Origin of the sequence: Acinetobacter sp. YH12142, from assembly GCF_013418435.1 — a bacterium.
GTDB lineage: Bacteria > Pseudomonadota > Gammaproteobacteria > Pseudomonadales > Moraxellaceae > Acinetobacter > Acinetobacter amyesii.
The window spans coordinates 22,365-36,377 of the sequence record NZ_VPCB01000012.1 but is presented as its reverse complement, the minus strand read 5'-3'; the positions used below and the strand labels follow the sequence as shown (position 1 = coordinate 36,377).

At 40.2% G+C, this 14,013-nt stretch carries 14 protein-coding genes, 1 tRNA gene and 1 other RNA gene; 10 read left to right on the top strand and 6 right to left on the bottom strand.

Features of this window, described 5'->3' with window-relative positions; genetic code table 11:
* Positions 1-358: 358 nt before the first annotated feature.
* Both FTU77_RS10650 and FTU77_RS10645 read right to left on the bottom strand, forming a co-directional pair.
* Entirely contained in the window at positions 359-2,287 is a 1,929-nt protein-coding gene (locus FTU77_RS10650) for a DNA primase (RefSeq protein ID WP_180055762.1), read from the bottom strand.
* A 211-nt stretch (positions 2,288-2,498) separates the two neighbouring features.
* Complete coding sequence (locus tag FTU77_RS10645) at positions 2,499-3,491, bottom strand: outer membrane protein assembly factor BamD (RefSeq protein WP_180055761.1); 993 nt, start codon at positions 3,489-3,491, stop codon at positions 2,499-2,501.
* A gap of 71 nt (positions 3,492-3,562) precedes the next feature.
* Here FTU77_RS10645 and rluD point away from each other — a divergent pair, with 71 nt between their 5' ends.
* From rluD to FTU77_RS10625, 4 genes are all read left to right on the top strand, one after another.
* Entirely contained in the window at positions 3,563-4,615 is a 1,053-nt protein-coding gene (gene rluD, locus FTU77_RS10640; protein ID WP_180055760.1) for a 23S rRNA pseudouridine(1911/1915/1917) synthase RluD, read from the top strand.
* A 44-nt stretch (positions 4,616-4,659) separates the two neighbouring features.
* On the top strand, positions 4,660-5,400 hold the full coding sequence (gene pgeF, locus FTU77_RS10635; protein WP_180055759.1) for a peptidoglycan editing factor PgeF: 741 nt from the start codon (positions 4,660-4,662) through the stop codon (positions 5,398-5,400).
* Between the two features lie 40 nt (positions 5,401-5,440).
* Complete coding sequence (locus tag FTU77_RS10630; RefSeq protein WP_078192171.1) at positions 5,441-5,992, top strand: flavodoxin family protein; 552 nt, start codon at positions 5,441-5,443, stop codon at positions 5,990-5,992.
* 251 nt (positions 5,993-6,243) lie between these two features.
* Positions 6,244-7,572, top strand: a complete 1,329-nt coding sequence (locus FTU77_RS10625; protein WP_180055758.1) for a hypothetical protein — start codon at positions 6,244-6,246, stop codon at positions 7,570-7,572.
* A 54-nt stretch (positions 7,573-7,626) separates the two neighbouring features.
* Here the strand turns inward: FTU77_RS10625 and smpB are convergent, their stop codons facing one another.
* Positions 7,627-8,100, bottom strand: coding sequence for an SsrA-binding protein SmpB (gene smpB / locus FTU77_RS10620; protein ID WP_078191351.1), 474 nt, complete (start codon positions 8,098-8,100; stop codon positions 7,627-7,629).
* 137 nt (positions 8,101-8,237) lie between these two features.
* On the opposite strand from smpB, the gene coaD reads away from it, so the two are divergent.
* From coaD to FTU77_RS10600, 4 genes are all read left to right on the top strand, one after another.
* The gene (coaD, locus tag FTU77_RS10615; protein ID WP_078191350.1) at positions 8,238-8,729 is read left to right on the top strand and encodes a pantetheine-phosphate adenylyltransferase; all 492 of its coding nucleotides are present in this window, start codon (positions 8,238-8,240) and stop codon (positions 8,727-8,729) included.
* Between the two features lies 1 nt (position 8,730).
* Entirely contained in the window at positions 8,731-8,994 is a 264-nt protein-coding gene (locus tag FTU77_RS10610; protein ID WP_180055757.1) for a YfhL family 4Fe-4S dicluster ferredoxin, read from the top strand.
* A 26-nt stretch (positions 8,995-9,020) separates the two neighbouring features.
* An RNA gene (rnpB, locus tag FTU77_RS10605) (RNase P RNA component class A) lies at positions 9,021-9,400 on the top strand.
* 73 nt (positions 9,401-9,473) lie between these two features.
* Positions 9,474-9,550, top strand: a tRNA-Met gene (locus FTU77_RS10600).
* 445 nt (positions 9,551-9,995) lie between these two features.
* Here FTU77_RS10600 and FTU77_RS10595 read toward each other — a convergent pair.
* The gene (locus tag FTU77_RS10595; RefSeq protein WP_180055756.1) at positions 9,996-10,574 is read right to left on the bottom strand and encodes a hypothetical protein; all 579 of its coding nucleotides are present in this window, start codon (positions 10,572-10,574) and stop codon (positions 9,996-9,998) included.
* 160 nt (positions 10,575-10,734) lie between these two features.
* Here FTU77_RS10595 and FTU77_RS10590 point away from each other — a divergent pair, with 160 nt between their 5' ends.
* The gene (locus FTU77_RS10590) at positions 10,735-12,156 is read left to right on the top strand and encodes a P-loop NTPase fold protein (protein WP_180048746.1); all 1,422 of its coding nucleotides are present in this window, start codon (positions 10,735-10,737) and stop codon (positions 12,154-12,156) included.
* Here the strand turns inward: FTU77_RS10590 and FTU77_RS10585 are convergent.
* Positions 12,153-12,776 carry a CatB-related O-acetyltransferase gene (locus FTU77_RS10585; protein WP_180055755.1) on the bottom strand — a complete coding sequence of 208 codons (624 nt, stop codon included), beginning with the start codon at positions 12,774-12,776 and terminating at the stop codon, positions 12,153-12,155. The genes FTU77_RS10590 and FTU77_RS10585 overlap by 4 nt on opposite strands.
* 84 nt (positions 12,777-12,860) lie before the next feature.
* Positions 12,861-13,271, bottom strand: a complete 411-nt coding sequence (locus FTU77_RS10580) for a RidA family protein (protein WP_180005422.1) — start codon at positions 13,269-13,271, stop codon at positions 12,861-12,863.
* Between the two features lie 141 nt (positions 13,272-13,412).
* On the opposite strand from FTU77_RS10580, the gene FTU77_RS10575 reads away from it, so the two are divergent.
* Positions 13,413-14,000 (top strand): TetR/AcrR family transcriptional regulator, encoded by a 588-nt coding sequence (locus tag FTU77_RS10575; protein WP_180021942.1) that lies wholly within the window; start codon positions 13,413-13,415, stop codon positions 13,998-14,000.
* Positions 14,001-14,013 lie beyond the last annotated feature (13 nt).

The window sequence follows — 14,013 nt, the reverse complement described above, 5'->3', positions numbered from 1 at the left end:
ATTGAATAGTATGTTGTTCACAGCTTGAACTTGAAGTTAAAACCTGTTGTTAAGCAGGTAACATCATAAGCGCCATATGATTCAAATAAAAGAACGATACGCGGTAAGGTCATCCGCAAGTGTTTGAGACAGGACTACTTCTAATCAAAAATGTTTTTTGCGATATTTTCAATAATTTGACGCTAATGAACGAGTTCTGCGGATGATAATGGTTTTGGGTACTTTTGCCGAAACAAAAGTACCTCCAGCCGAAGGCTAATCCCTTTATTCGATCCCTAGAGGCAGGACTCCGTCGAATAGAATTAAAAATCATTTTAAAAATGCGTAATTTTTTTACGGTCGTAACATGAGTTAAAACTTAATCTTCAAGGAGTGTGAGCGATCTTTTTTTATCAATATCATAAATACGTTGTTTTAAATTACGCATTTCTGCAAGGCTAGAAAACTTATTCGACTTGATCTTGAGTTGTAAGAATTGATATTGCAATTTTGTCGATAAATCTGCTGCGAGTTTATCTGCTTGTTCAGGTGATGATGTATAGTCACTGATATTGGCATGCTCTAAAATATGTTGTAATTCATGATGATGTGCTGCGCAAGCACCGAGTACATAATAGGTCGATAACTCTGGGTCATCAGGCAATTCATCAAAAATCACATTGAAAATATTTAAAACGTGATAAAGCAAGAGATCTTGTGAAACTAAGGCGCGTAAAGGCTCAAAATGAATGTAGAGATAAGGATGATTGATTAAAATCGCAATCACATATTCTTCAGCATCAATTTTTGTACTAAAGCTCAGAGACGCATCATTATTGACTTGAGGCTGCCACTTTCGGCTAAACCCTAATTTTTCACGGAAATATTGTTGTAGCAAATAACGATATGAACCACCTTTCGGTAACAGTTCAGTCAGTTGTCTCAGTTCACCCATCACCTGACTTTTACCTTCAGGCGAAGCAACATTATGATTTTGCGTTAAATGTGCAAAAACAAATTCAGAAAGTAGCGGTGAGGTGTCCAATAAACGTCGAAAATTTTCGATACCTTCACGACGGATCAATGAATCTGGGTCGTGGTCATTCGGCAAAACAAAGAATTTAAGTTCTCGTCCATCATTCAGTAATGGCAGGGCAATTTCAAGCGTACGACGAGCTGCTTTTTGACCCGCGGCATCACCATCAAATGCAATGGTAATACGGCTATTTTGCTTAAATAAAATGTTTAAATGTTCTGTATTACTGGCTGTCCCAAGAGTTGCTACAGCGCCATGAATGCCATATTGCTGAAGGGCAATGACATCCATATAACCTTCGACCATTAACCAGTCTTGGGCTTTTTGTTTACGGCCTTCATATAAACCATAAAGTAACTGGTTTTTATGGAAAACTTCAGAGTCTGGAGAGTTGATATACTTCGGTTTGATTTCATCATTTAGGGCACGACCACCAAAACCGACCACACGACCTTTCGCATCTCGAATCGGGAAAATCACCCGCTCGCGCAGTAGGTCAAAGTCACGACCACTGTCACTGGTTCGAATCAAACCGAGAAGTTTGAGTCCTTCGATATCTTGTGGAAAGGCTTTTTCTAAATGTTGCCAATCTTCAGGGGCATAGCCTAAGCGCCAATAGGCGATGGTGTCTGCACTGAGACCCCGTTGTTTAAAATAAGCTTGCCCAATTGGACTGAGCGGAAGTTGTTGTTCATAAAACTGTGCGACATTTTCCAGCAAGTCATATAAGTTTCCATCTTGCGGCACATCTTCAAAAGCATTGGCAACTTGGTCAAAGTGAGCAAACGGATCGCTCCCATAAAAGGCTTCTTCGCTATTTTGAAACTCAGCAAATGGGTCGTGTTCGAAATTTACTGCAGCAGGAGCAGTCTGTGTTTCGCCTGTTTGGGGCGTCAGAGCTTTTGTTTCGATTGCAGGTTTTTGTACAGCTTTGGGTTTAGATTCGCGTTTATATTTGAGTTTATTGGAATCGTTATTGTCTTTCGGTAGTTCAATACCTGTTTGGCTTGATAAATCCTTCATTACTTCAATAAAGTTACGGCTACCAATATCCATTAAAAAACGGATGGCATTACCATTGGCCTGACAACCAAAGCAGTGAAAATATTGTTTATCACGATAGACATGGAAAGATGGCGATTTTTCCTGATGGAATGGGCAGCATCCTGAGTAGGTGCGTCCAGTCTTTTTCAATTTCACAAATTGACCAATCACATCGACAATATCGGTGCGATCTAAAATTTGATCAATTGTATGTTGAGGAATGGCCATGCTGTTTTATCTGTCTATCTATTGAATTTGGGCAGTTCGTGAAATATGTTGAAATCAGCAATGCTGTAAGTTCAGTGGGGATGCAGTACAGCATCGTCCATCGAACTATTGTATACCTTTTAATCTAACCGAATCTGTAGATCCTGAAAAGATAAAAGGGCAAGTATTCTAACTTGCCCTTTGTGAAAAATCGACCTTCGTTGCGACTATATTATTCAGCTGATTCTGACGACTCAGTTTTTTCGCTATGAGGACGATCCAATAAGCCAAAGCTTAAACGATTGGTTAAACTGCGTTTTTCTTCATCAGTTTCAACTGCGTCTGTAGAGGTTTGCTCAGACATCGTTTGTGCTTCTTTACCGAAAATACCTAAGGTTGCACGGTTAAGGAAGCTGCCTTCACTACGTGCAGCACGCATATTGACCGTACCGTCTGACTTCACAAGTTTTGGATAGTTCAGTTTAAGTACTTCAATGTATTGCTGAGACGTGGTTTTATCACCAAGTTTGTCATAACCATAGGCTACAGTCGCTAGAGCTTCTGGAACTTGTGGCGCTTGCGGATAATGTTCGATCACCCAAAGTGAACGTTCAACAGCAGCTAACCATGCTTTACGCTTCACATTAAAACGTGCCGCATTCATTTCGCTTTCAGCCAATTCTTGACTGATGAACTTCATACGTTGTGCGGCATCGACTGCATATTCGCTCGATGGGTAGCGACGGATAAAGTCGACAAAGTTTTGATAAGCCACTTTGAGATAGCTCACATCACGGTGCGATTGCTTTAAAGAAGTATAGCGAAGCAAACCATTGTAGTTTTGCTCCATGTTTGAAACACCACGCACGTAGTACGCATAATCAACTTGCGGATGTTGTGGGTTCATACGAATAAAACGGTCTGCAAGTGCAATCGCACCTTCATAGTCTTTTTGCTGAAACTTTACATACAATAGTTCAAGTTGTGCTTGCTGCGCATAGTTACCTGTAGGGTAGTAGGTCTCTAGAGCTTCAAGGTGTTTTGCTGCATCTGTATATTGGTTACGTTCAAGCGCTTTTTGTGCTTTTTCGATATAAATCTGTTCGCTTGATTGTGGACCTGTGTCGACCACTTCTTTCTTTGGATTACTGCTACAGCCTACCATTGCCGATGCAATGCCTATTGTTAGAGCAAGCATTGTCATTTTATATTTTGGTAGCGACATAAAAATTCCTCTGTTAATACGGGCAATGAGCTACAATTGAACTATTAAACCACTTTTGTCTGAATGAGCAAATGAGTCAAGCACAATCTTCCAATTCTAATTTCCCTGAAACTGATTTCAATTTACTTGAAGATTCTGAGGATGCAGATAACCATACTTCAGACTCAACTGCAACACGTTTATCGTTGCAATTTCAATTGGATGAAAGCTATTTAGGACAACGTATTGATCAGGTTTCAGCACTGGTTTGGACTGATTTTTCTCGTGAAAAGCTAAAACAGTGGCTCAAAGAGGGCCATTTGTTGGTCAATGGTAACACTGTGAAACCAAAGTACAAATGCGAAGGAACAGAGTTACTGACTTTAGACGTCGAGTTAGAAGCACAAACCCGTAGCTTACCTGAAGATATTCCACTTAATATTGTCTATGAAGATGACGATATTATGGTGATTAATAAACCTGTCGGTATGGTTGTTCATCCGGGCGCTGGAAACAGTACAGGAACATTGGTGAATGCAATTTTGCATCACTACCCAAAATCTTCAGAGTTGACCCGTGCAGGTTTGGTGCATCGTATCGATAAAGACACTTCAGGACTGTTGGTTGTGGCGAAAAACCTCGAATCCCAATTTTCTTTAAGTAAGCAATTGGCGAAGAAATCGGTTTACCGTATTTACGATTTGATTGTATATGGCAACATTATTGCTGGCGGTACAGTCGATGAACCAATTAAACGTCATCCTGTCGATCGCATTAAAATGGCTGTCTTGCCGGGCGGTAAAGATGCGGTGACTCACTATAATGTGAAAGAACGTTTCCAAAACTTTACCCGCATTCAAGCACGTTTAGAAACGGGTCGTACCCATCAAATTCGTGTGCATTTCACGTATATCGGTCATGGTCTTGTGGGCGATCAAGTGTATGTACCACGTGTACGTATGCCTGCAGGCGCGTCGATGTTATTAGATGACACTTTACGTGGCTTTAAACGTCAGGCTTTACATGCGGTTAAATTGGGTCTCGTTCATCCACGTACAGGTGAAGACATGATGTTTGAAGCACCATGGCCTGAAGACTTTAATCAATTGGTTGAAGTATTACGTAGCGAAAACAAAGCTTATTAAGTTTTAAACTGATTTACACGCCATAGATAGAAAAGGACGGCAACATGCAATTTGTTCAGGGACTTCCACAGGGTGTTTTTGTGGGACAAACTCGAGTTCATCATGATCAGACGCAACCCGCTGAACAACCTGAACTGACAGGATTTAATCTGGCATTGCATGTGGGAGATGATGCAGCGCGTGTGCAAAAGCACCGGATGCAATTGCTCAAAGACTTTGCTGAATATGGCGTGAATAAAATCAGCTGGATGAACCAAACGCACAGTACGCTATGCCATCGGATTGATGAACAGATCAACTTTGTTGCACCCGAAGGCGATGGTATGGTCACGCAGTCTAAACACCATGCCCTGATGATGATGACCGCAGATTGCTTACCCGTGGTTTTGGGTAATGCTGACGGGACTGAAGTTGCCAATCTGCATGCAGGTTGGAAGGGCTTGGCAAATGGTATTGTGGAAAACACCATTGCAGCCATGCACACTCAGCCAACATGGGCTTGGTTGGGGGCAGCCATTTGCCAAGAGAGTTTTGAAATTGGCGCAGAAGTCAAAGCTGCCTTTTGTTCCAAATACCCAGAACTTGAAAGTGCATTTAAAGCTGGTGTAAAAGAAGGCAAATATTATGCTGATCTTTATGCGATAGCGCGTTATATTCTTGCATTACATGGGGTTAAAGCTGTAACCGGTGGCGACCAATGTACCTTTTTGCAAGCTGAAGAATATTTTTCTTATCGCCGAGAAGCGAAAACAGGACGTATGGCAACATTCGTCTTTATGCTTTGAAAATGCTAAACTTGACTGAATCTATCGACTTTTAAATGTTATGTCTTTGACTGCTAAATCTCTTGCTGTTGTTTACCACAGTCCCTATGGGCACACTGCCAAAGTGGCGAATTTCATTGTACAAGGTGCAGAAAAAGCCGGTGTAAAAGTCCATCTCATGAATGTAGAGCATGTGGATTGGGACGAATTGGACAGTGCAGATGCCATCGTTTTTGGATGCCCAACCTATATGGGCAGTATGAGTGCGGCAATGAAATTATTCATGGAGCAATCATCTAAACGCTGGTTAGCACGGACATGGCAAGGCAAGTTAGCCGCTGGTTTTACCAATGGTGGCGGCTTAAGTGGAGATAAATTGGCAGTATTGCAGCAAATCAATTTATTCGCCATGCAGCACGGCATGTTGTGGAGCGGTCTTCCATTGATGCCAACTGGACGAAGCACAACAGATTTAAATCGGATGTCGAGCTTTTTAGGTTTAATGACACAATCGGATAATGCGCCTGTTGAAGTCACGCCACCTGCGGGTGATTTAGAAACCGCTATTTGGTTTGGTGAATATCTGGGACTGTTGTTAAATAAAGTTAATTAATTTGTAAATAAATCGTTTGAACTATCATTTATAAATCTTTGAAAACCCTAGTGATGGAAATGTTACTGGGGTTTTTATTGGCCTAAAATTCGTGAAAATTGGCATTTTGTATAATTGAGTTGTGATGCGTGTCACAAATTGCTATTCATTTACGCCAAAGCTATTGATTTAATCTTCTCATAAATTTCACTCTGGATGAGTGGTAAATATTAAAAAGGATTAAATAATCGTGAAAAAAAACAATAGTCGCAATGGCATTGACCTTATGTGTTTCTGACGTTGTTTTTGCAGCAGAAGGCTTGGTGGGATTAGCCGATGAAGAATTATCTGCCATCAATGGTGCTGCATTGATGAATATGTCCTATACCGATCCTGTTTTAGTCAACCAACAAATGGTCGATGAAAATATTGGTTTCTACAAACTCAGTTTAGATGCGGTTATGGATCTGAACGTCAATGTCAAAAGTTTGCAACTCGGCTGTGGTGGGGTAAACGGGTCAAATGGCTGTGATATTGATATTCGTCATCTAGCGCTGAGTGGTAATGCTACTTCAACCGATGCCAATGGTAATCCCGTCTTTAATGGTGATCGAGCGTCGACAAGTGCCGAACTGAAAAATCCGTTTATTGAATTTGCAATTAAAAACCCAAAACAAGCCGCTTTACGAGAAGTTAAAGGCTTTCGTGTCAGTGCTGAATCTATTACGGGTTTATTGACCACAGGTATTCAAAATACAGGTGCGTCAACAGACGGGATTAAGTCACTGAGTGGTTATATGAAAATTGCACCGACCACGGGAACAGCAAAGACCCAAGCAGCGCTCTTTGGTGATAGTAGCAGCGAGATTTTATCGGGGAATTTGGTGATTAATACGATTTGGAACAATGATCGTAGCTTTGTCAGCCAACCTGAAAATAGTAAGGGTTTAAAAATTCCTTCAATGAATGTGCCGTTTACCGTCCCTGAAATTACCATCAACGGAAAACGACAAACTCAAGCCGTTGCCAAAAATATCAGTGCGACTGTACCGTCGATTCAACTCAACCGTGATAGTGGTAGTTTACAGGTCAAACTTGACCGTAATTTGTTATGGGTAGAAGGGGCGCAGTTCTTTATGGATTCTGGCTCATCAATTGATGGTTTGAAAATGAACATTACCTTTGAGCAAGCCTTAAATATGATTCATAACATTCCATTAAATGGCACAGCCGGTTATTTATCGCTTCAATCTCAAGATATCAGTTGGCCAGATGCCAATGCAGATGATATTGCACGTACAGGTTGGTGGATGTCATTTAAAGACCCGATCAATATTGGCAAATTAAATCTAACATCTGAAGTGGATATCTCAGGCGTCTTGCCACAAGTTGCTCAAAAAGTATCGCAAATTTTAACCAATGAACCAATTTATATTCCCTTAGGTTCTGCTGTTGGTGCAGCATTTGGTCTGCCAATTTATAAAAATGTCGGTTCAATTAACCTCAGTAATGCAGGTGCGGCCAATTTAACTTTAAAAAATCAGGTCTTGGGAAATCAGGAAGTTCGGACCAACTGTTTTGGTGGGTTGAAATTCTGCTAAATCTGCAATTTAAAAATAAAAAAAACCTCCATTTTGGAGGTTTTTTTATTGACCTTATTTATGAAAAATACGGGCTTTATCGCGCTGCCAATCACGGTCTTTTTCCGTTGCACGCTTGTCGTGAAGCTGCTTACCTTTTACTAGGGCAATTTCAAGTTTGGCATGAGGACCTTTCCAGTAACATGCCAAAGGCACACATGAATAACCTTTTTGGTTAATCGCACCTTGTAGTTTTTCAATTTCACGGCGGTTCAGCAATAATTTACGAGTACGAGTCGCTTCAGGCACCACATGCGTCGAAGCACTCAGTAAAGGTTGCACTTGAGCGCCGAATAAAAATGCTTCGCCATTTTTAAACGTAATATAGCTTTCTACGATGGTCATACGACCTGCGCGCATTGATTTGACTTCCCAGCCTTGTAATGAAAGACCCGCTTCAAATTTTTCTTCAATGAAATAATCGTGACGTGCACGTTTATTGAGGGCAATCGTACTGCTACTATTTTTTTTAACTACTGCTTTCGTCATAATCAAAAACTTCCAAACTTAGCACTATTGTACCCGAACTTTGAATAAGATGAAGTTTTTAAATTTACAAGCTGACTTCACCTATAAATCAAGATTTTGTTAAAATACCCATCTACAAAATAACAGAGTACAACTGGATGTCTAAAACTCGTGTAATTTATCCGGGCACATTCGATCCAATTACTAATGGTCATATCGACTTAGTGACACGTGCATCACGCATGTTTGACGAAGTTGTCGTGGCAATTGCAATTGGACATCACAAAAACCCTGTGTTTAGTCTGGAAGAGCGTGTTGCACTAGCGCAAGAGTCTTTAAGTCATTTGTCAAATGTTGAGTTTGTAGGTTTTGATGGGCTGTTGGTGAATTTCTTTAACGAGCAAAAAGCAACAGCCGTATTACGTGGTTTACGTGCAGTTTCAGATTTTGAATATGAATTCCAATTGGCAAATATGAATCGCCGTTTGGACAGTAAATTTGAAGCGGTATTCTTAACCCCATCAGAGCAATATTCGTTTATTTCATCTACGCTCGTGCGTGAAATTGCACGTTTAAATGGTGATGTCACTCAGTTTGTACCACAAGCTGTCGTGGAAGCCTTTAAGCGTAAACAACAGCAAGGTTGGTAGAGTGTCTTTATATATCACTGATGAATGCATCAACTGCGATGTCTGTGAACCTGTATGCCCCAATGAGGCGATTTTCATGGGGGAACTCATTTATGAGATTAACCCTGATTTGTGTACGGAATGCGTTGGGCATCACGATAAACCGCAATGTCAGTTGTTCTGTCCAGTGGATTGTATTCCATTGGATCCGGCACATCCTGAAACTCAGGAACAGCTTCAACAAAAGTACGAAAAACTAACTGCTCAAAAAACATTAAGCAATTAGTTGTCAGATTTGTTAGAATGCGCCCCGAAGTGAACCAGACGATCGCTGCTGTGTATAGGTCTCCGTGACTAAAGCAGGGGAGGAAAGTCCGGGCTTCATAGGGCAAGGTGCCAGGTAACGCCTGGGCGGTGTGAGCCGACGGAAAGTGCAGCAGAGAGTAGACCGCCTTCATTATGGTTTCGAGTAATCGAAATCGGAGGTAAGGGTGAAAGGGTGCGGTAAGAGCGCACCGCGTGTCTGGTAACAGTTCACGGCATGGTAAACCCCACCGGAAGCAAGACCAAATAGGGATCCTTTAGGCATGGCCCATGCTGGATCCGGGTAGGTCGCTTGAGCGTATGAGTGATTGTACGCCTAGAGGAATGATCGTCCTCGACAGAACCCGGCTTATCGGTTCACTTCAACAAATTTTGATCAAATACGCGCATTATGGGCTTGACGATATTTAAATATCCCTCCATAATGCGCGCACAGTTTAAGGCTATGTAGCTCAGTTGGTTAGAGCACCGCACTCATAATGCGGGGGTCACAAGTTCAAGTCTCGTCATAGCCACCATATTCAAAAAAAGACCACTCCGATTGAGTGGTCTTTTTTTGTTTCGACGTTTTAAAATCGAAAGTTTTATCATCATAACTGATGTTAAGCAGTAATATCAGAAGCGCTATTTGATTCAAATAAAAGAACGATACGCGGTAAGGTCATCCGCAAGTGTTTGAGACAAGACTATATCTATTCAAAAATATTTTTTGCGATACTTTGAATAATTTGACGTTAGTGAACGAGTTTTGTCGGTGAGGTGCATTGCACCGCAATATGGTTTCCTTGCGAAGCACGCTTCTCATTTTGCCGAATGAGAAACAACGTTTCGTAAGAGTACCTCCAGCTGAAGGCTAATCCCTTTATTTAAACCCTAGATGTAAGACTCCGTCGAATAGGCTTAAAAATCATTTTTTAAAAAAATACGTCATTATTTTAAAGGCGTAACATCAGATCTTAAATATCATCGATAGACAAAACGACGCATACCTGCACGTAAGGCAAATGCGCCATGCATATATACGCCACCTAGCCAATACGGCACATTATAAATATCTTCATGGCGATATTTAACTAAAGCAAACTGAGCCAATAGTCCTTCAAAGAACATACCACCAAAAGCAAGCATGATGGCTAATATCAGTAGCCATGTACGCTCATAGCTAAATAACCAGCGAATAAAAAAGCTAATGTAAAAAATCCAACAAAGTGCTTCGGGATGAAAATTGCCAAATCCGCTGAGTATGTAGACGATGGCAAATAGTATTAGGCTCTCGACGAGAGGCGCAGTGCCGTCATGATGGCAACTGAGCTGAGTCATCACATAATGTTTAAGTAGTTGTGTAAGTTGAATATAGCTAAATGCCATGAAGGCAAAGGCAATAAAAAAGCCGGGGAATACCCACCAAGCCTGATGGAAAAATAATGGGTTGGGATAACTAAGTGTTTTTGTATAGACATGAATCGCATCGCAAAAAGTTGCGACGACTGCTGCCAGCAGGGCAAGTATAAATATGCCTGAGAATTGAGTGGTTCTCGTCATCATTCATCCTGAAAGTGGGTCTTTTTATTTTATGAGTTCTTTATAGTCTGAATTTGAGGAAAAGGCTATGACAAGTTACGAGATGCTCATGGGTTAAATGTTAATTTATAGCGCTACTGCTATACTCAATACATAGTTAACTTGATGAATATAAATAGAAATGATGGATAACCAATTAAACTGGCCTAAAGATAATTTTGAGAATATTGAAACTGCATGGGAAGGTGATCTTTGGCATCGCCGTCGTTTAGGAGAGCAGCTTACAAGTTATGTTGATCGCTTAAACTGCGGTGCTGTTCTTGCTTTGGATGCACGATGGGGTGAGGGTAAAACGTGGTTTGTTCGTAACTGGGCGAAACATTTAGATGATACTCAGCATAACGTGATTTATTTGGATGCGTTTGCAAATGATTATTTGGAAGATCCTTTTTTGGTTATTGCATCTGAAATTGCTTCAAAGTTAGATAAAACAGCCGAAAATAAGCCCTTAGTGCATAAATTTAAGAAAGCAGCAGCAGTTATGCAACAAGGACTTTTAACCTTAGCTCCAACACTCATTGCTTCAATGATTAGCTGTGCTTTAACTGGTGGGCTAATTCCACTGATTAAAATTGATAGCGAGAAAATTACAGATAAACTTGATGATGCAATTGATAAAGTAACAGAAAATATTGGAGAAAAAGTTACTGAGGCAATTCAAGCTAAGATTGATAGTTATGAAGAAGAGAAAAACTCCATAATTGCTTTTAAAGCAACATTGGCACAGTTAGCAGAAAATTTAGATAAGCCTTTAGTCTTTATTATTGATGAATTGGATCGATGCCGCCCTGATTTTGCAATACGTTTAATTGAGAGGATCAAACACTTTTTTGATATTAGAAAAATAGTTTTTGTATTGGTAATGAATAAAAACCAACTTATAAATGGTATTCAGCATATTTATGGATATGACAATGAGAGTTCGAAAATATATTTAGAAAAATTTATCGACTTTGAGATTCCCTTGAGAAATCAAGTAAATATTCTGGATAAAAATAAATCTAATTTAGAAGTAATTTCAAAATTATTAAAATTGGTGGGAGAAGAGTCCGTAGATATTGCTTTAGTCGTGCTACTTAGTATTAGTAAAGATATATCCACACGGGAACTTAAGAGGAAAATTAATCTTTATGCTTTATTAAAAAAAGAAAAATTAGAAAATAATATTTTTATCGCTTTGGGAGTAATTAAAGGGGCAAGGGATTTATTGCATGATATGGAACGCATTGCTGTGTTAATAATGAAAATGAAGCAAGGTAATGAAAATGTTTCTGGTCTAAATATGGCTCATTTTAATATAGAAAACTTTAAAGAAATAGTTGAGAAAGAGTTTAATGTTGAGTTATTGATAATTAATGATTATCTTGAACACGTAAGTGCGATGGAAGACTTACGTACCCGCTATCAGCATAATACTTATGAAATAGAATATACTAAGTTTTTAAATAAATATGCATTTAAGCCGTCAGAAGAAATGCAATATCATTTATTCCAGCAGCAATACTTTAACTATATCGAAAACAGTGTATGGCTAGAGGATTAATCAATCTTAAAATAATTTATCAATAGTTCTACATCATCAGTCTGCAACTGTTCCCGCATATTTAAAAACTGCTTTTCATCTAAGTCATAGAGCTTAAGGGAAAGTAGTTTTTTGATATCTTCTTCAGGAAAGCGATATTTAATTACTTTAGCAGGGACTCCGCCGACAACAGCATAAGGTGGCACATCTTTAGTCACCACCGCACCAGTAGCTACTACAGCACCTTCACCGAGTATAACACCTTGCATAATCATCGCACGTGAGCCGATCCAGCAGCCATCACCAATGATTGTGTCACCCGCAGGGACAAAACTCCGTGTATCAAACGGAAATGCCGAAATCCAGTCTGTGCGGTGGAGTTGGTTACCGCCCATCATAATCACGCATTCTGCGCCAAAACAGACAAAATTACCGATATGTAACTGGTCTATCGGCTTTTCAGCTGTTGCAGGTTTATCGTGTAGATAACGCACCACACAGCGCTCAAAACCCTGATCCCAATATGCAGAATAATATGAATAATTACCTTTGATGTGAATATTTGGGTTCTTCACTGTTTTAGAGATGAACTCAAACTCACACCAATGATTGACAGGTGAATTAATCAATTTTTCAGACATAAACAGTACAACTTAAAAAGGGTAAACCATTATAACCAATTGAACTGATGTCATGCGTCGTTCATCCCTATTAAAAATCAATCGCTAGACCGAAGTGTTTGTAGGGAGGTTTGGGATCCGAGCAATGACTTTAATTTCAAAATCAAAACCTGCAAGCCAATTAACACCTATTGCTGTCCAGTTTGGATAAGGCTTTTGTGTAAACACCTCATTTTTAACTTTCATGATGACTTCAAATTGCTGTTCAGGGTTTGTATGGAAGGTGGTGACATCGACAATTTCATCGAAAGTACAGCCTGCCGCAGCGAGAGTATGGCTAAGATTCTGGAATGCTAGTTTTACCTGTTTCTCAAAATCAGGTTCAGGACTGCCATCTTCACGGCTACCGACCTGGCCTGATACAAAGAGTAAATTTTCCGATTTAATAGCAGCAGAGTAACCATGCTGTTCATACAAGGCATGGCGATCTTGGGGAAATATTGCAATTCTAGTCATGTTTATTCTCATTCAATATCTGGTTTTAAAAGTGGGGGGGAAAGCAGCTTTATTTTTGACATACCAGGCGTATGTCAACATAATTGACATACGCCTGGTATGTCAATTAAAATTTTTTGTGATGATGAGGTAATCAAAGCAATGTCTGTTCGTGAAAAAAAAATGGCGGCAACCCGCAAGAAACTGATTGAAGTGGCACGCCGTACGTTTGCTGAGTATGGCTATGCAGACACCTCAATGGATAAACTCACGGCAGAAGCAGGGCTGACCCGTGGTGCGCTGTACCATCATTTTGGCGATAAAAAGGGCTTATTTGCTGCTGTGGTTAATCAAATTGATTCAGAAATGGCTTTATCTGCCCAGAAGTATCTGGAGCAACCCGAAGATCTTTGGGAGGGGTTGATGCTTGAGGGGAAAACCTATATTGAAAATGCCTTGAATCCTGAGTTTCAGCGAATTGTATTACGCGACGGACCTGCGGTATTGGGTGATCCTGCGCATTGGCCGAGTCAAAACAAATGCTTGAAGTCTACACGTGAATGCGTAGAACAGTTATTGGCAGCAGACCGAATTAAAGCAGTGAATTCTGAAGCGGCAGCCATATTTTTAAATGGAGCAGCCATGAATGCGGCGCTTTGGGTGGCTTCTAGCAAGAATCCTGAGCAGGTGTTGTCAGAAGCATTACATGCCTTTCAACTTTTTGCATCAGGATTATTAAAAGAAGGATAGAGCAGGGGTATAA